Source organism: Salmonella sp. NW722 (assembly GCF_051702785.1).
GTDB classification, from domain to species: Bacteria; Pseudomonadota; Gammaproteobacteria; order Enterobacterales; family Enterobacteriaceae; genus Salmonella; species Salmonella enterica.
Map to the genome: position 1 here is coordinate 130,561 of NZ_JAMMIN010000007.1, position 22,132 is coordinate 152,692.

Sequence of the window (22,132 nt, forward strand, 5' to 3'; positions counted from 1 at the left end):
AAAAACGCTCAGTGGCTCTTTTTTTGTGCCCATCTGTACGCGCTTAACCGCACAAATTGTAAAAGTTGCGGTAAATCAGCCAGTAGCAATTCGCAGGTCAATGTGGGTAAAAAATAACCAGAACATCCATTTTATGAATTTGCATGTTAAAAAACTAGAGAAATTGTTGCTGTTTTAGGGGGTGAATTAACAAAAGCGTGTCACAGATCAAGAAAATACTCCCATTTAGGGGGAGGCATCTTCACAAATTCCTGTCAAAATAGGTGTGTGTTATTTCTTTTGCTTCACAACGGACACGATTCAACAACATAAAATCCCCCCTGGTCGAAGAGTCATTTTCTCCAGGATGGCACTTAATGTTAATGGTGATGAATTGATGTAAATTAATGTGAAGGAACTTTTGTTAAAGTTGACAAAAGGTTATAGAAAGGAGTAAAAAACCACATCAATTAGCTGTTTTTATCATTTTCTACAGTAATTGTAGGGTTTTTTTTATTCCTCCCCATGAATCGATGTGGCGCCCATCTGCCGTAAAGAGCAGAGAAACTGGCGCTACTTTTGATGAGTAAGCAATGAGTATGTCAACATCCACTGAAGTCATCGCTCATCACTGGGCATTCGCTATCTTTCTTATCGTTGCCATTGGCCTGTGCTGCCTGATGCTGGTAGGCGGTTGGTTTTTGGGCGGTCGCGCACGCGCGAGGCACAAGAACGTTCCGTTTGAATCAGGTATCGACTCGGTCGGCACCGCCCGCTTACGCCTGTCTGCCAAGTTTTACCTGGTAGCCATGTTCTTCGTTATCTTCGACGTTGAAGCGCTGTATCTGTTCGCATGGTCGACTTCTATCCGCGAAAGCGGCTGGGTTGGCTTTGTGGAAGCTGCAATTTTTATTTTTGTGTTACTGGCTGGTCTGGTTTATCTGGCGCGTATTGGCGCGTTGGACTGGACGCCCGCGCGTTCACGCCGCGAGCGTATGAACCCGGAAACGAACAGTATCGCTAATCGTCAACGCTAACCGCGAGGCATTAAGATGGATTATACGCTCACCCGCATAGATCCTAACGGTGAGAATGACCGTTACCCCCTGCAAAAACAGGAGATCGTAACCGACCCCCTGGAGCAGGAAGTTAACAAAAACGTGTTCATGGGCAAACTGCATGACATGGTTAACTGGGGCCGTAAAAACTCAATTTGGCCCTACAACTTCGGCCTTTCTTGCTGCTATGTAGAGATGGTGACCTCTTTTACCGCAGTGCATGACGTTGCCCGTTTCGGCGCGGAAGTGCTGCGTGCGTCGCCACGTCAGGCTGACCTGATGGTGGTGGCCGGTACCTGCTTTACCAAAATGGCCCCGGTTATTCAGCGTCTGTATGACCAAATGCTGGAGCCAAAATGGGTCATTTCTATGGGCGCCTGCGCCAACTCCGGCGGCATGTACGATATTTATTCGGTAGTGCAGGGCGTTGATAAGTTCATCCCGGTGGATGTGTATATCCCTGGCTGTCCGCCGCGTCCGGAAGCGTATATGCAGGCGTTGATGCTGCTGCAAGAATCGATTGGCAAAGAGCGCCGTCCGCTCTCATGGGTGGTGGGCGATCAGGGCGTGTATCGCGCCAATATGCAGCCAGAACGCGAACGTAAACGCGGCGAGCGTATTGCCGTCACGAACCTGCGTACCCCGGACGAGATTTAATTTGCGCCTGTCGGCAGCAGCACTTCACTTCGCTAACCACTATTTTAATAGCGCGAAGCACTGCCGACCACCACGGACCATTTGCAATGGTGAACAATATGACCGACTTAACCGCGCAAGACGCTGCATGGAGTACCCGCGATCATCTTGATGATCCGGTTATCGGCGAACTGCGCAACCGTTTTGGGCCGGATGCCTTTACCGTTCAGGCGACCCGCACCGGTATCCCCGTTGTTTGGGTCAAGCGTGAACAACTACTGGAGGTTGGCGATTTCTTAAAGAAACTGCCGAAACCTTACGTCATGCTGTTTGACTTACACGGCATGGATGAACGCCTGCGTACGCACCGTGACGGGTTACCCGCCGCGGATTTTTCCGTTTTCTACCACCTGATTTCCATTGAGCGTAATCGCGATATCATGCTCAAGGTGGCGTTGTCTGAAAACGACCTGCGCGTGCCGACCTTCACTAAACTTTTCCCTAACGCCAACTGGTACGAGCGTGAGACCTGGGAGATGTTTGGTATTGATATCGAAGGCCACCCGCACCTGACGCGCATCATGATGCCGCAAACCTGGGAAGGCCATCCGCTGCGTAAAGATTATCCGGCGCGCGCGACCGAATTCGACCCGTTTGAGCTGACCAAAGCCAAGCAGGATCTGGAAATGGAAGCGCTGACCTTTAAGCCGGAAGACTGGGGGATGAAGCGCGGGACTGACAACGAGGACTTTATGTTCCTCAACCTCGGCCCGAACCACCCGTCTGCGCACGGTGCGTTTCGTATTATCCTGCAACTTGACGGTGAAGAAATCGTCGACTGCGTGCCGGATATCGGCTATCACCACCGCGGCGCCGAAAAAATGGGCGAGCGCCAGTCCTGGCATAGCTACATTCCCTATACCGACCGTATCGAATACCTCGGTGGTTGCGTCAATGAAATGCCGTACGTGCTGGCGGTAGAAAAGTTGGCAGGGATCACCGTCCCGGATCGTGTGAACGTCATCCGCGTGATGCTCTCCGAACTGTTCCGCATTAACAGTCATCTGCTGTACATCTCGACCTTTATTCAGGACGTCGGCGCGATGACGCCGGTCTTCTTTGCCTTTACCGACCGGCAGAAAATTTATGACCTGGTGGAAGCCATTACCGGTTTCCGTATGCACCCGGCCTGGTTCCGTATCGGCGGCGTCGCGCACGACTTGCCGCGCGGTTGGGATCGCCTGCTGCGAGAGTTCCTTGAGTGGATGCCGAAGCGTCTGGACTCTTACGAGAAAGCCGCGCTGCGTAACACCATTCTGAAAGGGCGTTCGCAGGGCGTTGCCGCTTACGGCGCGAAAGAGGCGCTGGAGTGGGGCACCACCGGCGCAGGGCTGCGCGCGACCGGGATCGACTTCGACGTACGTAAATGGCGTCCATACTCTGGCTACGAAAACTTTGACTTTGAAGTGCCGGTGGGCGGCGGCGTTTCCGACTGCTATACCCGCGTGATGCTGAAAGTGGAAGAGCTGCGCCAGAGTCTGCGCATTCTTCAGCAGTGCCTCGATAACATGCCGGAAGGCCCGTTCAAAGCGGATCACCCGCTGACCACGCCGCCGCCGAAAGAGCGCACGCTGCAACATATCGAAACCCTGATCACCCACTTCCTGCAGGTCTCCTGGGGCCCGGTGATGCCGGCGCAGGAGTCCTTCCAGATGGTGGAAGCGACGAAGGGGATTAACAGTTACTACCTGACCAGCGACGGTAGCACTATGAGCTACCGTACCCGCGTGCGCACGCCGAGCTTTGCGCACCTGCAGCAGATTCCCTCGGCGATCCGCGGTAGCCTGGTCTCCGACCTGATTGTCTATCTGGGTAGTATCGATTTTGTTATGTCAGATGTGGACCGCTAATTATGCACGAGAATCAACAACCACAAACCGAGGCTTTTGAGCTGAGTGCGGCAGAGCGTGAAGCGATAGAGCACGAGAAGCACCACTACGAAGACCCGCGTGCGGCGTCCATTGAAGCGCTGAAAATCGTTCAAAAGCAGCGTGGCTGGGTGCCGGACGGCGCGATCTACGCTATTGCCGATGTGCTGGGTATTCCGGCGAGCGACGTCGAAGGCGTCGCCACATTCTACAGCCAGATCTTCCGTCAGCCGGTCGGTCGCCACGTGATTCGCTACTGCGACAGCGTGGTGTGCCATATCACCGGCTATCAGGGGATTCAGGCCGCGCTGGAAAAAAATCTCAACATCAAACCGGGGCAGACGACCTTTGATGGTCGCTTTACGCTGCTGCCGACCTGCTGCCTGGGGAATTGCGATAAAGGGCCGAACATGATGATTGATGAGGATACTCACAGCCATCTGACCCCGGAAGCCATTCCTGAACTACTGGAGCGGTATAAATGAAAAACGTTATCCGTACTCCCGAAACCCATCCACTGACCTGGCGTCTGCGCGATGACAAACAGCCGGTCTGGCTGGATGAATATCGTAGCAAAAACGGCTACGAAGGCGCGCGTAAGGCGCTGACCGGCCTGTCTCCGGATGAAATCGTCAGCCAGGTAAAAGACGCCGGTCTGAAAGGGCGCGGCGGCGCGGGCTTTTCCACCGGTCTGAAGTGGAGCCTGATGCCGAAAGATGAATCCATGAACATCCGTTACCTGCTGTGTAACGCCGATGAAATGGAACCGGGCACCTATAAAGACCGTCTGCTGATGGAACAGCTGCCGCACCTGCTGGTGGAAGGCATGCTGATCTCCGCGTTCGCGCTGAAAGCGTATCGTGGTTACATCTTCCTGCGCGGCGAATATATCGAAGCGGCTGTACATCTGCGCCGTGCGATTGCTGAAGCAACCGAGGCCGGGCTGCTTGGCAAAAATATCATGGGCACCGGGTTCGACTTTGAACTGTTTGTCCACACCGGAGCAGGGCGTTACATCTGTGGTGAAGAAACGGCGCTGATTAACTCCCTCGAAGGCCGCCGCGCGAACCCGCGTTCCAAGCCGCCCTTCCCGGCGACCTCCGGCGTATGGGGCAAGCCGACCTGTGTGAATAACGTCGAAACGTTGTGCAACGTCCCGGCAATCCTCGCCAACGGCGTGGAGTGGTACCAGAACATCTCGAAAAGCAAAGATGCGGGTACCAAGCTGATGGGCTTCTCGGGCCGCGTGAAGAATCCGGGCTTGTGGGAATTACCGTTCGGCACCACCGCGCGCGAGATCCTCGAAGACTACGCGGGCGGTATGCGCGATGGCCTGAAATTCAAAGCCTGGCAACCGGGCGGGGCGGGAACCGACTTCCTGACCGAGGCGCATCTTGACCTGCCGATGGAGTTCGAAAGCATCGGTAAAGCAGGCAGCCGTCTGGGCACCGCGCTGGCGATGGCGGTAGACCACGAAATCGGCATGGTGTCGCTGGTGCGTAACCTGGAAGAGTTCTTTGCCCGCGAATCCTGTGGCTGGTGTACGCCATGCCGCGACGGGCTGCCGTGGAGCGTGAAAATTCTGCGCGCGCTGGAGCGTGGCGAAGGCCAGCCGGGGGATATCGAGACACTTGAGCAACTGTGTCGTTTCCTCGGACCGGGTAAAACCTTCTGCGCGCATGCGCCGGGCGCGGTTGAGCCACTGCAAAGCGCAATTAAGTATTTCCGCGAAGAATTCGAAGCTGGCATCAAGCAGCCGTTCAGCAATACCCATTTAATCAATGGTATTCAGCCGAACCTGCTCAAAGAGCGCTGGTGAGTTAACGATTTTTAATTTGGAAGCATGCTAATGGCTACGATTCATGTAGACGGCAAAGAATACGAGGTCAACGGCGCGGACAACCTGCTACAGGCATGTCTGTCCCTCGGCCTTGATATTCCGTATTTTTGCTGGCACCCGGCGCTGGGAAGCGTCGGTGCTTGCCGCCAGTGTGCGGTGAAGCAATACCAAAACGCGGAAGATACGCGTGGTCGCCTGGTGATGTCCTGTATGACGCCAGCCACCGACGGTACCTTTATCTCTATTGACGACGAAGAAGCGAAACAGTTCCGTGAAAGCGTGGTGGAGTGGCTGATGACTAACCACCCGCACGACTGTCCGGTCTGTGAAGAGGGCGGTAACTGCCATCTTCAGGATATGACCGTGATGACGGGTCACAGTTTCCGCCGCTACCGTTTCACCAAACGTACCCACCGCAACCAGGATCTGGGGCCGTTCATCTCGCACGAAATGAACCGCTGTATCGCCTGCTACCGTTGTGTGCGTTACTACAAAGATTATGCCGACGGCACCGATCTGGGCGTCTATGGCGCGCATGACAACGTCTACTTCGGGCGTCCGGAGGACGGTACGCTGGAAAGCGAATTCTCCGGTAACCTGGTCGAGATTTGCCCGACCGGCGTCTTCACCGATAAAACGCACTCCGAGCGTTACAACCGTAAATGGGACATGCAGTTTGCGCCGAGCATCTGCCAGCAGTGTTCCATCGGCTGTAACATCAGCCCGGGCGAGCGCTATGGCGAACTGCGCCGTATCGAAAACCGTTACAACGGTACCGTTAACCACTACTTCCTCTGCGACCGCGGTCGTTTCGGCTATGGCTATGTGAACCTGAAAGACCGTCCGCGTCAGCCGGTTCAGCGCCGCGGCGATGACTTTATTACTCTCAACGCCGAGCAGGCGATGCAGGGCGCGGCGGATATTCTGCGCCAGTCGAAGAAAGTGATCGGTATCGGTTCGCCACGCGCCAGCATTGAGAGCAACTTTGCGCTGCGTGAGCTGGTTGGTGCGGAAAACTTCTACACCGGTATCGCGCGCGGCGAGCAGGAACGTCTGCAACTGGCGCTGAAAGTGTTGCGTGAAGGCGGAATTTACACCCCGGCGCTGCGGGAAATCGAATCTTATGACGCGGTACTGGTATTGGGCGAAGACGTTACCCAGACCGGCGCGCGCGTTGCGCTGGCGGTACGCCAGGCGGTGAAAGGTAAAGCGCGTGAAATGGCGGCGGCGCAGAAAGTAGCCGACTGGCAGATTGCGGCCATCCTTAACATCGGCCAGCGTGCCAAACATCCGCTGTTCGTGACCAACGTGGACGGCACCCGTCTGGATGATATCGCCGCCTGGACCTATCGCGCGCCGGTGGAAGATCAGGCGCGCCTGGGCTTTGCGATTGCTCATGCGCTGGACAATACAGCGCCTGCGGTTGACGGTATCGACAGCGACTTACAAAACAAAATTGATGTCATTGTGCAGGCGTTGGCCGGCGCGAAAAAACCGCTGATTATCTCCGGCACTAACGCCGGTAGCAGTGAGGTGATTCAGGCGGCCGCCAACGTGGCGAAAGCGCTGAAAGGCCGTGGCGCCGACGTCGGTATTACTATGATTGCCCGCTCCGTGAACAGCATGGGGCTGGGTATGATGGGCGGCGGTTCGCTTGACGATGCGTTGGGCGAGCTGGAAACCGGCAGCGCGGACGCGGTGGTGGTGCTGGAAAACGATCTCCACCGTCATGCAAGCGCTACGCGCGTGAACGCCGCGCTCGCCAAAGCGCCGCTGGTGATGGTGGTTGACCATCAGCGCACGGCGATTATGGAAAACGCGCATCTGGTGCTTTCCGCGGCAAGCTTCGCCGAAAGCGATGGTACGGTCATCAACAACGAAGGCCGCGCGCAGCGCTTCTTCCAGGTTTATGATCCGGCTTACTACGATAACAAGACGATTATGCTGGAAAGCTGGCGCTGGCTGCATTCGCTGCACAGCACCGTCGAAAACCGCGAAGTGGACTGGACTCAGCTTGACCACGTGATCGACGCGGTCATTGCCGCCATGCCGCAATTTGCCGGCATTAAGGACGCCGCGCCGGATGCGACCTTCCGCATTCGTGGGCAGAAGCTGGCGCGCGAACCGCATCGTTACAGCGGTCGTACGGCGATGCGCGCCAATATCAGCGTGCATGAACCACGTCAGCCGCAGGATAAAGACACCATGTTCGCCTTCTCAATGGAAGGGAATAACCAACCGACTGCCCCGCGATCTGAAATTCCGTTCGCCTGGGCGCCGGGCTGGAACTCCCCGCAGGCGTGGAACAAATTCCAGGATGAAGTGGGCGGCAAACTGCGTCACGGCGATCCGGGCGTGCGTTTGATTGAAGCGACTGAGGGCGGTCTGGATTATTTCACTACCGTGCCGGCAAGCTTCCAGGCGCAGGACGGTCAGTGGCGTATTGCGCCGTATTACCACCTGTTTGGCAGCGACGAATTGTCTCAGCGTTCTCCGGTCTTCCAGAGCCGTATGCCGCAGCCGTATATCAAACTTAACCCGGCGGATGCCGCGAAGTTGGGCGTCAATGCCGGGACGCGCGTCTCCTTTAGCTACGATGGCAATACGGTGACGCTGCCGGTTGAAATCTCTGAAGGGTTAGCGGCAGGGCAGGTAGGGCTGCCGATGGGTATGCCTGGCATCGCGCCGGTTCTGGCTGGCGCGCGTCTTGAGGATCTGCGGGAGGCGCAACAATGAGTTGGATTACACCGGATCTGATTGAGATCCTGCTGAGCATTCTCAAAGCGGTGGTGATTCTGCTGGTGGTCGTCACCTGCGGGGCCTTCATGAGCTTTGGCGAACGTCGTCTGCTGGGTCTGTTCCAGAACCGTTATGGACCAAACCGCGTTGGCTGGGGCGGCTCGCTCCAGCTGGTCGCGGATATGATCAAGATGTTCTTTAAAGAAGACTGGATCCCGAAATTCTCGGATCGCGTCATCTTTACCCTGGCGCCGATGATCGCGTTTACTTCGCTGCTGCTCTCCTTCGCCATTGTGCCGGTTAGCCCTAACTGGGTGGTGGCCGATTTAAACATCGGGATTTTGTTCTTCCTGATGATGGCCGGTCTGGCAGTTTACGCGGTGCTGTTCGCCGGTTGGTCGAGTAACAACAAATACTCGCTGCTGGGCGCGATGCGCGCGTCTGCCCAGACGGTGAGCTACGAAGTGTTTCTTGGTCTTTCCCTGATGGGCGTAGTGGCGCAGGCCGGTTCATTTAATATGACCGATATCGTCAATAACCAGGCGCATCTGTGGAACGTGATTCCGCAATTCTTTGGGTTTGTTACTTTCGCCATCGCGGGCGTAGCGGTCTGTCACCGTCACCCGTTTGACCAGCCGGAAGCCGAGCAGGAACTGGCGGACGGTTACCACATCGAATATTCCGGGATGAAATTCGGTCTGTTCTTCGTGGGGGAGTACATCGGTATCGTCACCGTTTCCGCGCTGATGGTAACGTTGTTCTTCGGTGGCTGGCATGGCCCGTTCTTACCGCCATTCGTCTGGTTCGCGCTGAAAACCGCGTTCTTCATGATGATGTTCATTTTGATTCGTGCGTCGTTACCGCGTCCGCGTTATGACCAGGTAATGTCCTTCGGCTGGAAAGTTTGCCTGCCGCTGACGCTCATCAACTTGCTGGTAACGGCGGCTGTCATTCTGTGGCAGGCGCAATAAGGGACACAAAGACCATGACCTTAAAAGAATTATTAGTAGGTTTCGGCACTCAGGTACGCAGTATCTGGATGATCGGCCTGCATGCGTTCGCCAAACGCGAAACGCGGATGTATCCGGAAGAGCCGGTCTATTTACCGCCCCGTTACCGTGGTCGTATCGTGCTCACGCGCGACCCGGACGGTGAAGAGCGCTGCGTTGCCTGTAACCTGTGTGCGGTAGCCTGTCCGGTAGGCTGTATCTCTCTGCAAAAAGCGGAGACCAAAGATGGCCGCTGGTATCCGGAATTTTTCCGCATTAACTTCTCACGCTGCATCTTCTGCGGCCTGTGCGAAGAAGCGTGCCCGACCACGGCGATTCAGTTGACCCCGGACTTCGAACTGGGCGAATACAAACGTCAGGATCTGGTGTACGAAAAAGAGGATCTGCTGATTTCCGGTCCGGGCAAATACCCGGAATATAACTTCTACCGGATGGCGGGTATGGCAATCGACGGCAAAGATAAAGGCGAAGCAGAGAACGAAGCCAAGCCTATCGACGTCAAGAGCCTGTTACCGTAAGGAGAGGGCAATGGAATTCGCTTTTTATATCTGTGGCCTGATAGCCATCCTCGCGACCCTGCGAGTGATCACCCATACCAATCCGGTACACGCGCTGTTGTATCTGGTGATATCGCTACTGGCGATTTCCGGGGTGTTCTTTTCGCTGGGCGCTTATTTTGCCGGTGCGCTGGAAATTATCGTCTACGCAGGCGCCATCATGGTGCTGTTTGTGTTCGTGGTGATGATGCTCAACCTCGGCGGCAGCGAAATCGAACAGGAACGCCAGTGGCTGAAGCCGCAGGTGTGGATTGGTCCGGCGGTTTTGTCGGCCATTATGCTGGCGGTCATTGTGTACGCCATTCTGGGCGTTAACGACCAGGGCATCGACGGCACGCCGATTAGCGCGAAAGCGGTGGGCATCACGCTGTTCGGGCCTTATGTTCTGGCGGTCGAACTGGCGTCTATGCTGCTGCTGGCAGGCCTGGTGGTGGCGTTCCACGTCGGTCGTGAAGAGCGTGCGGGCGAAGTGCTAAGCAACCGCGCCGATGACCGCGCGAAAAGAAAAACGGAGGAGCGCGCATGATCCCCTTAACACACGGACTGATCCTCGCTGCGATTTTATTCGTCCTGGGTTTAACCGGTCTGGTTATCCGCCGCAATCTGCTGTTTATGCTGATCGGGCTGGAAATCATGATTAATGCCTCCGCGCTGGCCTTTGTGGTCGCCGGGAGCTACTGGGGCCAGACCGATGGTCAGGTGATGTACATTCTCGCCATCAGCCTTGCGGCTGCGGAAGCGAGTATTGGACTTGCGCTGTTGCTGCAACTCCATCGCCGTCGCCAGAACCTGAACATCGATTCAGTAAGTGAGATGCGTGGATGAACATGCTTGCCTTAACCATTATTCTGCCATTGATTGGCTTTGTACTGCTGGCGTTCTCTCGCGGACGCTGGTCGGAAAATCTCTCCGCGACCATTGGCGTGGGCTCCGTTGGTCTGGCGGCGTTGGTGACAGCGTTTGTCGGGATGGATTTCTTCGCCAACGGCAAACAGGCGTTCAGCCAGCCGCTGTGGACGTGGATGTCGGTCGGTAACTTCAACATCGGTTTTAACCTGGTGCTGGACGGCCTGTCGCTGACCATGCTCTCTGTGGTCACCGGCGTCGGCTTCTTGATCCACATGTTCGCGTCCTGGTACATGCGTGGAGAAGAGGGTTACTCCCGCTTCTTCGCTTATACCAACCTGTTTATCGCCAGCATGGTTGTTCTGGTGCTGTCCGATAACCTGTTGTTGATGTACCTCGGCTGGGAAGGCGTGGGCCTGTGCTCTTATCTGTTGATCGGCTTCTATTACAGCGATCCGAAGAATGGCGCAGCGGCAATGAAAGCCTTCGTGGTGACTCGTGTCGGTGACGTGTTCCTCGCCTTCGCGCTGTTCATCCTCTACAACGAACTGGGCACGCTGAACTTCCGCGAAATGGTCGAGCTGGCGCCAGCGCACTTTGCTGACGGCAACAACATGCTGATGTGGGCGACGCTGATGCTGCTGGGCGGCGCGGTCGGTAAATCTGCGCAGCTACCGTTGCAGACCTGGCTTGCCGACGCGATGGCCGGCCCGACGCCGGTCTCCGCGCTGATCCACGCCGCTACCATGGTCACCGCCGGTGTCTACCTGATCGCTCGTACCCATGGTCTGTTCCTGATGACCCCGGAAATTCTGCATCTGGTGGGCATTATCGGGGCGATTACGCTGGTCATGGCGGGTTTCGCCGCGCTGGTGCAGACCGACATCAAACGCGTGCTGGCCTATTCCACCATGAGCCAGATTGGCTACATGTTCCTGGCGCTTGGCGTGCAGGCGTGGGATGCGGCGATTTTCCATCTGATGACGCACGCCTTCTTTAAAGCGCTGCTGTTCCTGGCCTCCGGCTCGGTGATTCTGGCCTGTCATCACGAACAGAACATCTTTAAGATGGGCGGTCTGCGTAAGTCGATTCCACTGGTGTATGCCTGCTTCCTGGTGGGGGGCGCGGCGCTGTCGGCGCTGCCGCTGGTCACTGCTGGCTTCTTCAGTAAGGATGAGATCCTGGCTGGCGCGATGGCGAACGGCCATATCAATCTGATGGTGGCGGGTCTGGTCGGCGCGTTCATGACCTCGCTGTACACCTTCCGGATGATTTTCATCGTATTCCACGGTAAAGAACAAATTCATGCTCATGCAGGGAAGGGGATTACCCACCATCTGCCGCTGATTGTCCTGATGATTCTGTCTACCTTTGTTGGCGCGCTGATTGTGCCGCCGCTGCAGGGGGTACTGCCGCAGACAACTGAACTGGCGCATGGGCGCGTCATGACGCTGGAAATTACCTCTGGCGTAGTGGCGATTGCCGGCATCCTGATTGCCGCATGGCTGTGGCTGGGTAAACGCACGCTGGTGACGTCGATCGCCAACAGCGCGCCGGGCCGTCTGCTGGGGACCTGGTGGTATAACGCCTGGGGCTTTGACTGGCTGTACGACAAAGTATTCGTCAAGCCATTCCTCGGTATCGCCTGGCTGCTGAAGCGCGACCCGCTTAATGCGTTGATGAACATTCCGGCTATCCTTTCCCGTTTTGCAGGCAAAGGCCTGGTACTAAGCGAGAACGGTTATTTGCGCTGGTATGTGGCATCCATGAGCATCGGCGCGGTTGTGGTGCTGGCGCTGTTGATGGTACTGCGTTGATCGTAAAGTGAATTTTATCCAAATTCGTTGAAAATCAGGCCTCTGTCAGAGGCCTTAAAAAGGAATAAAAATCGCCATGTTACTACCCTGGCTAATATTGATTCCCTTTATCGGCGGCTTTCTGTGCTGGCAGACCGAACGCTTTGGCGTGAAGGTGCCGCGCTGGATAGCGCTGATTACCATGGGGCTGACGCTGGCGCTCGGTCTGCAATTGTGGTTGCAGGGCGGCTACTCACTGACGCAATCCGCCGGTATTCCGCAGTGGCAATCTGAATTTGTCCTGCCGTGGATCCCGCGTTTTGGCATCTCTATCCATCTGGCGCTCGACGGACTGTCGCTGCTAATGGTGGTGCTGACCGGCCTGCTCGGCGTTCTGGCGGTGCTTTGCTCCTGGCGAGAAATCGAAAAATATCAGGGCTTCTTCCACCTGAACCTGATGTGGATCTTAGGCGGCGTTATCGGCGTGTTCCTGGCCATCGACATGTTCCTGTTCTTCTTCTTCTGGGAAATGATGCTGGTGCCGATGTACTTCCTGATAGCGCTGTGGGGCCACAAAGCTTCTGACGGGAAAACGCGTATCACGGCGGCGACCAAGTTCTTCATCTACACCCAGGCGAGTGGTCTGGTGATGTTGATTGCCATCCTGGCGCTGGTCTTTGTGCACTACAACGCGACCGGCGTGTGGACCTTCAATTATGAAGAGCTGCTGAACACGCCGATGTCCCACGGTGTGGAATATCTGCTGATGCTGGGCTTCTTCATCGCCTTCGCGGTGAAAATGCCGGTGGTGCCGCTGCATGGCTGGCTGCCGGATGCGCACTCCCAGGCGCCGACCGCCGGTTCCGTCGACCTGGCCGGTATCTTGCTGAAAACCGCCGCTTACGGTCTGCTGCGTTTCTCCCTGCCATTGTTCCCGAACGCGTCGGCGGAGTTTGCGCCGATCGCTATGTGGCTTGGCGTTATCGGCATTTTCTACGGCGCGTGGATGGCCTTTACCCAATACGACATCAAGCGTCTGATTGCTTATACCTCCGTTTCCCACATGGGCTTCGTGCTGATCGCTATCTACACCGGCAGTCAGCTGGCGTACCAGGGCGCGGTGATTCAGATGATTGCGCACGGTTTGTCCGCAGCCGGTCTGTTCATTCTGTGTGGCCAGTTGTACGAACGTCTGCATACGCGTGACATGCGTATGATGGGCGGCCTGTGGGGCAAGATGAAGTGGTTGCCTGCGCTATCTATGTTCTTTGCGGTGGCGACGCTCGGGATGCCGGGCACCGGTAACTTTGTCGGCGAATTTATGATTCTGTTCGGCAGCTACCAGGTGGTGCCGATGATTACCGTGATCTCCACCTTTGGGCTGGTATTCGCCTCTGTATACTCGCTGGCGATGCTGCATCGCGCTTACTTTGGTAAGGCGAAGAGCCAGATTGCCAGTGTAGAACTGCCAGGGATGTCGCTGCGCGAGCTGTTTATCATTCTGTTGCTGGTGGTGCTTCTGGTACTGCTTGGCTTCTATCCGCAGCCGATTCTGGATACCTCGCATTCTGCGATGAGCAACATCCAGCAGTGGTTTGTTAATTCCGTTACTACTACAAGGCCGTAAATCGCCATGACAATAACTCCACAACACCTGATTGCGCTGCTACCGCTGCTGATCGTCGGCTTGACGGTGGTGGTTGTGATGCTCTCCATTGCGTGGCGACGCAATCACTTCCTCAATGCCACGCTGTCGGTCATTGGGCTTAACGCTGCTCTGGTTTCGCTTTGGTTTGTCGGCCAGGCCGGGGCAATGGACGTCACGCCGCTGATGCGCGTTGACGGCTTTGCGATGCTCTACACCGGGCTGGTGCTGCTGGCGAGCCTCGCCACCTGTACCTTTGCCTACCCGTGGCTGGAAGGCTATAACGATAACCAGGAAGAGTTCTACCTGCTGGTGTTAATCGCCAGCCTGGGCGGAATTCTGCTGGCGAACGCCAACCATCTGGCGGCGCTGTTCCTCGGTATTGAACTGATCTCACTGCCGCTGTTCGGCCTGATTGGTTATGCTTTCCGCCAGAAACGCTCGCTGGAAGCCAGTATCAAATACACCATCCTCTCCGCTGCCGCCTCGTCTTTCCTGCTGTTCGGGATGGCGCTGGTCTATGCGCAGTCCGGCAACCTGTCTTTCGAAGCGCTCGGTAAGAGCCTCGGCGATGGTATGCTGCACGAGCCGTTGCTGCTGGCGGGCTTTGGCCTGATGATTGTCGGTCTGGGCTTTAAACTCTCTCTGGTGCCGTTCCACCTGTGGACGCCAGACGTTTATCAGGGCGCGCCTGCGCCGGTTTCCACCTTCCTGGCGACGGCGAGCAAAATTGCTATCTTCGGCGTGGTGATGCGTCTGTTCCTCTATGCGCCGGTAGGCGATAGCGAAGCGGTACGCGTGGTGCTGGGCATTATCGCCTTTGCTTCTATCATCTTTGGTAACCTGATGGCGCTGAGCCAGACCAACATCAAACGTCTGCTCGGTTACTCTTCTATCTCTCACCTCGGCTATCTGCTGGTGGCGCTGATTGCCCTGCAGAGCGGCGAGATGTCGATGGAAGCGGTTGGCGTTTACCTGGCCGGTTATCTGTTCAGCAGCCTCGGCGCGTTTGGCGTGGTCAGCCTGATGTCCAGCCCGTTCCGCGGCCCGGATGCCGATTCCCTGTACTCTTACCGTGGTCTGTTCTGGCACCGTCCGGTTCTTGCCGCGGTGATGACGGTGATGATGCTGTCGCTGGCAGGTATCCCGATGACGCTGGGCTTTATCGGCAAATTCTACGTGTTGGCGGTCGGCGTTCAGGCCAGCTTGTGGTGGCTGGTCGCCGCCGTGGTAGTGGGTTCCGCGATTGGTTTGTACTACTACCTGCGCGTTGCGGTGAGTCTCTACCTGCACGCGCCGCAGCAACCGGGACGCGACGCGCCGACAAACTGGCAGTACAGCGCAGGCGGTATCGTGGTGCTGATCTCCGCGTTGCTGGTGTTGGTACTGGGCGTCTGGCCGCAGCCGCTGATTAGCCTTGTGCAACTGGCGATGCCGCTGATGTAATGCCGCGTTGATGATGTCAATAACCGCCGATTTATCGGCGGTTGAGGCTGATGAGCAACACCGGAGCCTCTAAATGTTGGGTTGCATCCAACTTATGAAAACCTGTGACGTATAGAGACCCTGGACTCGTTGGGTGAGGCGTAGCCGAAACCCAACACTTTTCCAACGAACACAGAACCAGATGCCGGATAAGGCGTAGCCGCCATCCGGCATCAACGTTGTATTCTCCTTTGTCAGCCATCCGACAGCGCCGCCAGGCGCTATTATATTCACATCTCCTCTATATTCCCCCTGAATAATAGACCTAAGCGATAAAATTCAAAATCAGTCAGCTTTGTTAATATAATTCGCAGTAATGTTATTTTGATTTATTTAATTTGCATGAATCCAAACGGTAGAATTACTAATTATTACCGCAACCTCTAAGTACATATAATCGTTAAATAAATTTATTTACACACCATGTCATGCTAATGTTCATTTATAAATTTTAATAAAATGACAAATTCCGATTTATTATGTCGTAAACGTTACTCCGATATAGCCGGGTTTTGTGCTGCTCCACGGAGGTAAACAAAAAGGACAAAAAGAAAATAAGGACATAGTAAGTGAACAAAACCTACAATATTATATGGAACGCCGCCCGCGGCATGTATATTGTCACCTCCGAACTGGCGCGCCGCGGTAGCCGCGCTATCGTCAGCGTCAGCGCCTCGTGCGCGGTAACTCTGCTGGCGATGGATGCTGCCCCCGCCGTCGCAGAGGAAACGCGAGTTTCCATTCCCTCCCAGACCACCACCTACACCCTGTCAGGCGCTACGCCGTTCGTCGTGGAAACGGACAATACCATCGCCACCGACACAGCGGCCAGCGCCGCCATCGTCGGCGATAACAGCAACGACTGGGATCTGCTGATTGAAAGCGGCGCTGTCGTGGGGAGCAGCCTGACCGACAGCCAGGCGATGAACCTGGATTCGTCAACGGGCGCCACCAGCGTACATAACCAGGGGACGATCACCGGTTCCAACGAAGATGGAACGATAATGCTTCAAAACGGCGGCAGCGTGATCAACGATGCCCGGATCGAAAACAACGCAACGTATGAGCATGATCCTGAGGATATCCCCCAGGAATATGCCGGCGTTTATATGCTCAATGGCGGCAGTTACGTCAGCAGCGAAAGCGGGGTGCTGGAGGGCGTTTCCGGGGTGATAGTCCAGAGCGGCGAGGCCCACATCACCAACGGCGGGATGATTAGCTCCGATGGCTCCTGGCGCTCTTATGGCGTCGAGTTTCGCGACGGTACTTACGGTACGATTGTCAATACCGGCACCATTATCACCACGGCCAGCGATGGTTCAAACAAGATCGAGGATGCGGCGATTTATGTCCACACCCTGAATGATATGGCGGTGAGTGGTTCTGTTTCTGTTGATAATAGCGGCCTTATGCAGTCTGATTTTATTACCGTTGCGCTCTATCACGGTTCTCATTTTGAAGTGGTCAACCGTGTCGGCGGGGTGATCACGGCGGGAAACAGCAGCCTCGTCGGCATCAAGTCCACCGCCATGGAACTTAAAGTGGGCGTCGACAACCTCGTCACCAATGACGGCACGATTTCCGCGTATGGCACCGCCAATACTTACGGCATCCATTATGGCGAAAGTACCTCCGGCGGCGTTATCACCAATACCGGCTCCATTACCACCACGGGCGGCGGCGCGGGAGACGCCAGCGTCTATGTCCACGGCAACGGCGACGGCACCGTCGTCAACAACAGCGGAACCATGAGTTCCACCGTCTATGGCGTCTATCTCGACTCGGCACGTTCCAAAGGCCATACGCTCAATAACCAGGCCGGGGGCGCAATTTCGGCCAACACGGCGGTGGCGATTAATGGCAACGGCAATACCATCACCAACCAGGGGAAGATGACCGGCGTAAGCGACGGCCTCCTTATCAGCGGCAATAATAATATCGTCATCACCTCAGGCGGTGAAATTTCAGGCAAAAATGGTATCCGCGTCAGTAAAGGCAGCGGCAACCAGATCACGGCCAAAAGTGGAAGTAAGATCACCACCACCAGCACCGGCATCAGTATCGCTGGCGGCAATAACCAGATAACGACCGAAAGCGGAAGCGCTATCGTCGCCAAAGACAACGGCATCCTGATTAACAGCGGCGCCAACAACGTCACCAATGGCGGCAGCATCACGGCGACCGGCTCCAATATGTCTTACGGCATCCAGTACAATAGCGGCGCCAGCGGCACTATCACCAACACCGGCACCATTACCACAACGGGTAAAGGCGCCGGGGACGCGAGCGTCTATGCCCACGGCGGCGCCGTCACGATTAACAACAGCGGCACGATGGACTCCTCGGTATTCGGCGTCTACGTCACCACGGGCCACACGCTCAATAACCTGGCTGGCGGCTCCATCTCGGCAAATACCGCCGTTCAGTTCCACGGCAACAATAATAAGCTCGCCAATGCGGGCGCAATCTCCGGCGACACCAATGGCGTAACCATTAGCGGCTCCGGCAACACTCTGACCAATCAGGGGAAAATAACCGGCGGAACCAACGCCGTTCTCATCAATAGCGGCAGCAAGAACAACACCCTCACCCTCAATACCGGTACGGAGATGTCCGGCAGCATTACCGACGGCAACAATAGCGCCAGCGCCAACAATAATCTGATTCTGGACGGAGAGGGTACGCTGGGCAGCAGCATCAGCGGCCTGAACAGCGTGACCAGCAGCGGTGACTGGACGCTGTCGGGCGCGACGATGAACCTCTCGGGAACAACCAACAGCGCGCTTTGGGTAAAATCCGGCACGCTGATACTGAACGGCGCGATGACCGCCAAAGGCGCGACCGTCGATAGCGGCACGACGCTACAGATTGGCAACAGCGGCACGCTGGGCGCGTTTAACGGCGACATCGTTGACAATGGCACGCTGACGTTTAACCGCAGCGATGCTGCCGCCTACGGCAGCGTCATCAGCGGCAGCGGCAACGTGATAAAACAGGGCGGCGGCGAGCTGACGCTCAGTAACAACAACAGCTACAGCGGCGGCACCACCATTGCAGAGGGAACGCTGACCGCCACCGCTGGCGGCGCGCTGGGCAGCGGCAATATCGACAACCGCGCTTACCTCAAACTGGAAGCGGCAAGCGCCAGCGATCCCTTTATCGTGGCGGATCTCACCACCCACAGCGGCGCCACCGTTGAAATCGGCGCGGGCAGCACGCTACAGGCCAATACCCTGACCCAGCAGGACGGCAGCACGCTGACGGCCGATTTGACGGCGACCAGCGGCCCCGCCATCCGCGCAAAAAACGTTAATCTGGACGGCACGCTGAATGTCGCCTCGCCCGCCAGCCAGGAGCCGATACGCAGCACCGACGATCTGATCTCCCTGGCGCTTATCGAATCGGACAACGCCATTAGCGGCGACTTTGACGGCATCACTATCAACGGCAACGCCATGAACCCGGACGCGTTCATTACCGTCGTGGGGCAGAAAAACGTCAATGACACACACTATGATCTGGTCGAGACGTTGACGTGGTATGCCGATCGCTACAACGCCGCCATCGACGCCCACGGCACCTTCAACCTGGCGGATGCCGACGACAGCTTTACGGTCAACACGGTGCTGGAAAATGTTGACGCCAACAGCGGCTGGAACGGCCAGTCGCTTACCAAAACCGGCGCAGGCACGCTGATCCTGAATGCGGAAAACACCTATACCGGCGGCACCACCATCAGCGACGGCACGCTGGTCGCCACCAACGTTGAGGCGCTGGGGACCGGCAACGTCACCGACAACGCCACGCTGGAGCTGAACACCGGCGGCGATTTTGACAACGCCATCAGCGGCAGCGGCCAGGTGGTGAAATCCGGCGACGAGACGCTCACGCTCTCCGGTGCCAATTCTTACACCGGCGGCACCACCATCAGCGGCGGTACGCTGGTCGCCAGCAACGTTGAGGCGCTGGGCACTGGCGACATCACCGATAACGCCACGCTGGAGATGAATACCGGCGGTGACTTCGCCAACAATATCGGCGGTACGGGCAGCGTGGTGAAATCCGGCGATAAAACGCTCACACTCTCCGGCGCCAATTCTTATACCGGCGGCACCACCATCAGCGGCGGCACGCTGGTCGCCAGCAACGTTGAGGCGTTGGGCAGCGGCGACGTTACCGACAACGCCACGCTGGAACTGAACACCGGCGGTGACTTCGCCAACAACATCGGCGGTACGGGCAGCGTGGTGAAATCCGGCGACAAGACGCTCACGCTCTCCGGAACCAATTCTTACACCGGCGGCACCACCATCAGCGGCGGCACGCTGGTCGCCAACAACGTTGAGGCGCTGGGTACCGGCGACGTCACCGATAACGCCACGCTGGAGCTGAACACCGGCGGCGATTTTGACAACGCCATCAGCGGCAGCGGCCAGGTAGTCAAATCCGGCGACAAGACGCTCACGCTCTCAGGCGCCAACAGCTACAGCGGCGCTACCACCATCAGCGGCGGCACGCTGATTGCCACTCACGTCAACGCGCTGGGTACGGGCGCTATCGACAACCGCGCCAGCCTGTTGCTGGACGCCAGCGGCCAGTTAACGGTAACGGATCTCACCACCGAAAGCGGCGGCAACACCGAAATCGGCGCAGGCAGCACGCTACAGGCGACCACGCTGACTCAAAAAAGCGATAGCACGCTGACCATCAACCTGAACAGCAACACCGTCGATCCTGTTATCCACGCTGCTTCTCAGGTCTCGCTGGCCGGTACGCTGGACATCACCGGCGTCGGCGATGTGCTGGACAGCGATCCCGCCAGCACGGACGATCTGGATACCTTCACCCTGATCGCGTCAGACAAAACCATTGCGGGCGATTTCGAAAAGCTTACCGTCGCCGGAATGGACGCCGATCTGGCCGACTTTATCACCGTCGATGGCCGCATTGATGACACGGGCAAGCAGTACGAACTGACCACCGCCCTGACATGGTATGCCGACCGCGACGACGCCGTCACCGACGCCCACGGCACGTTTAACCTGACCAATGCCGACGGCAGTTTTGCGGTCAACACGGTGCTGGAAAACGTTGACGCCACGCTCGATCCCGCCAGCGCCACCGGCTGGGACGGCACATCGCTGATCAAACAGGGCGCAGGCACGCTGATCCTGAATGCGGAAAACACCTATACCGGCGGCACCACCATCAGCGGCGGCACGCTGGTCGCCACTAACGTTGACGCGCTGGGCAGCGGCGACGTCACCGACGACGCCACGCTGGAGCTGAACACCGGCGGCACGTTCGACAACGCCATCAGCGGCAGCGGCCAGGTGGTCAAATCCGGCGACGGCGCGCTGACGCTCTCAGGCGCCAACAGCTACAGCGGCGGCACGCTCATCAGCGACGGCACGCTGGTCGCCAGCAACGTTGAGGCGCTGGGGACTGGCGACGTCACCGACGACGCCGTGCTGGAACTGAACACTGGCGGCGATTTTGACAACGCCATCAGCGGCAGCGGGCAGGTGGTGAAATCCGGCGACGAGACGCTCACGCTTTCCGGCAGCAATACTTATACCGGCGGTACCCTTATCAGCGGCGGCACGCTGGTTGCCAGCAACGTTGAGGCGCTGGGCAGCGGCGACGTCACTAACGACGCCGTGCTGGAACTGAACACCGGCGGCACGTTCGACAACGTCATTAGCGGCAGCGGCCAGGTGGTGAAATCCGGCGACGACGCGCTCACGCTCTCCGGCGCCAATACTTACACCGGCGGCACCACCATCAACGACGGCACGCTGGTTGCCACTAGCGTTGATGCGCTGGGTACCGGCGACGTCACTGACAACGCCACTCTGGAGTTGAACACCGGCGGCACGTTCGACAACGCCATCAGCGGCAGCGGTCAGGTGGTCAAATCCGGCGACAAGATGCTCACGCTTTCCGGCGCCAACAGCTACAGCGGCGGCACGCTCATCAGCGACGGCACGCTGGTCGCCAGCAACGTTGAGTCGCTGGGGACTGGCGACGTCACCAACAACGCCACGCTGGAACTGAACACCGGCGGTGACTTTACCAACAACATCAGCGGCAGCGGGCAAGTGGTGAAATCCGGCGACGAGACGCTCACCCTCTCCGGCAGCAATACTTATACCGGCGGCACCACCATCAACGACGGCACGCTGGTTGCCACTAGCGTTGAGGCGCTGGGCAGCGGCGACGTCACCAACGACGCCGTGCTGGCGCTGAATACCGGCGGTGACTTCGCCAACAACATTGGCGGTACGGGCAGCGTGGTGAAATCCGGCGACGAGACGCTCACGCTTTCCGGCACCAATTCTTACACCGGTGGCACCACCATTAGCGGCGGCACGCTGGTTGCCACTAACGTTGAGGCGCTGGGCACCGGCGATGTTACCAACAACGCCACGCTGGAGCTGAACACCGGCGGTGACTTTACCAACAACATCAGCGGCAACGGGCAAGTGGTGAAATCCGGCGACGACACGCTCACGTTTTCCGGCAGCAATACTTACACCGGCGGCACCACCATCAACGACGGCACGCTGGTTGCCACTAGCGTTGAGGCGCTGGGCAGCGGCGACGTCACCAA

General features: G+C 57.2%; 15 protein-coding genes. All 15 read left to right on the forward strand.

Annotated elements, in window-relative coordinates:
- Positions 1-25 precede the first annotated feature (25 nt).
- Positions 26-178, forward strand: a complete 153-nt coding sequence (locus tag NA330_RS18145) for an STM2329 family putative cytoplasmic protein (protein ID WP_031608332.1) — start codon at positions 26-28, stop codon at positions 176-178.
- Positions 179-572: 394 nt separating this feature from the next.
- Positions 573-1,016, forward strand: coding sequence for an NADH-quinone oxidoreductase subunit NuoA (nuoA, locus tag NA330_RS18150; RefSeq protein WP_000062993.1), 444 nt, complete (start codon positions 573-575; stop codon positions 1,014-1,016).
- Positions 1,017-1,031: 15 nt separating this feature from the next.
- Positions 1,032-1,694 (forward strand): NADH-quinone oxidoreductase subunit NuoB, encoded by a 663-nt coding sequence (nuoB, locus tag NA330_RS18155; protein WP_000386728.1) that lies wholly within the window; start codon positions 1,032-1,034, stop codon positions 1,692-1,694.
- Positions 1,695-1,780: 86 nt separating this feature from the next.
- A complete protein-coding gene (gene nuoC, locus NA330_RS18160) occupies positions 1,781-3,583 on the forward strand; it encodes an NADH-quinone oxidoreductase subunit C/D (RefSeq protein ID WP_000247855.1) in 1,803 nt (600 codons plus the stop codon).
- A gap of 2 nt (positions 3,584-3,585) precedes the next feature.
- Positions 3,586-4,086, forward strand: a complete 501-nt coding sequence (gene nuoE / locus NA330_RS18165; RefSeq protein ID WP_000545038.1) for an NADH-quinone oxidoreductase subunit NuoE — start codon at positions 3,586-3,588, stop codon at positions 4,084-4,086.
- Positions 4,083-5,420 (forward strand): NADH-quinone oxidoreductase subunit NuoF, encoded by a 1,338-nt coding sequence (gene nuoF, locus NA330_RS18170; RefSeq protein ID WP_000800048.1) that lies wholly within the window; start codon positions 4,083-4,085, stop codon positions 5,418-5,420. Before nuoE ends, nuoF begins: the two co-directional genes overlap by 4 nt.
- A gap of 30 nt (positions 5,421-5,450) precedes the next feature.
- Positions 5,451-8,177, forward strand: coding sequence for an NADH-quinone oxidoreductase subunit NuoG (nuoG, locus tag NA330_RS18175; protein WP_001528469.1), 2,727 nt, complete (start codon positions 5,451-5,453; stop codon positions 8,175-8,177).
- The gene (gene nuoH, locus NA330_RS18180) at positions 8,174-9,151 is read left to right on the forward strand and encodes an NADH-quinone oxidoreductase subunit NuoH (RefSeq protein ID WP_000118515.1); all 978 of its coding nucleotides are present in this window, start codon (positions 8,174-8,176) and stop codon (positions 9,149-9,151) included. The genes nuoG and nuoH overlap by 4 nt, the downstream gene beginning before the upstream one ends.
- A gap of 14 nt (positions 9,152-9,165) precedes the next feature.
- A complete protein-coding gene (gene nuoI / locus NA330_RS18185; RefSeq protein ID WP_000172747.1) occupies positions 9,166-9,708 on the forward strand; it encodes an NADH-quinone oxidoreductase subunit NuoI in 543 nt (180 codons plus the stop codon).
- Between the two features lie 10 nt (positions 9,709-9,718).
- Positions 9,719-10,273, forward strand: coding sequence for an NADH-quinone oxidoreductase subunit J (gene nuoJ, locus NA330_RS18190; RefSeq protein ID WP_000393522.1), 555 nt, complete (start codon positions 9,719-9,721; stop codon positions 10,271-10,273).
- Positions 10,270-10,572: an NADH-quinone oxidoreductase subunit NuoK gene (nuoK, locus tag NA330_RS18195; protein ID WP_000612687.1), complete on the forward strand. Its 303-nt coding sequence runs from the start codon at positions 10,270-10,272 to the stop codon at positions 10,570-10,572. The genes nuoJ and nuoK overlap by 4 nt, the downstream gene beginning before the upstream one ends.
- Positions 10,569-12,410 carry an NADH-quinone oxidoreductase subunit L gene (gene nuoL, locus NA330_RS18200; protein WP_001056582.1) on the forward strand — a complete coding sequence of 614 codons (1,842 nt, stop codon included), beginning with the start codon at positions 10,569-10,571 and terminating at the stop codon, positions 12,408-12,410. The genes nuoK and nuoL overlap by 4 nt, the downstream gene beginning before the upstream one ends.
- Positions 12,411-12,486: 76 nt before the next feature.
- The gene (nuoM, locus tag NA330_RS18205) at positions 12,487-14,016 is read left to right on the forward strand and encodes an NADH-quinone oxidoreductase subunit M (protein WP_023241871.1); all 1,530 of its coding nucleotides are present in this window, start codon (positions 12,487-12,489) and stop codon (positions 14,014-14,016) included.
- 6 nt (positions 14,017-14,022) lie between these two features.
- A complete protein-coding gene (nuoN, locus tag NA330_RS18210; protein ID WP_000156667.1) occupies positions 14,023-15,480 on the forward strand; it encodes an NADH-quinone oxidoreductase subunit NuoN in 1,458 nt (485 codons plus the stop codon).
- A 608-nt stretch (positions 15,481-16,088) separates the two neighbouring features.
- On the forward strand, positions 16,089-22,132 hold a 6,044-nt coding region (locus tag NA330_RS18215; protein ID WP_438796415.1), incomplete at its 3' end, for an autotransporter-associated beta strand repeat-containing protein.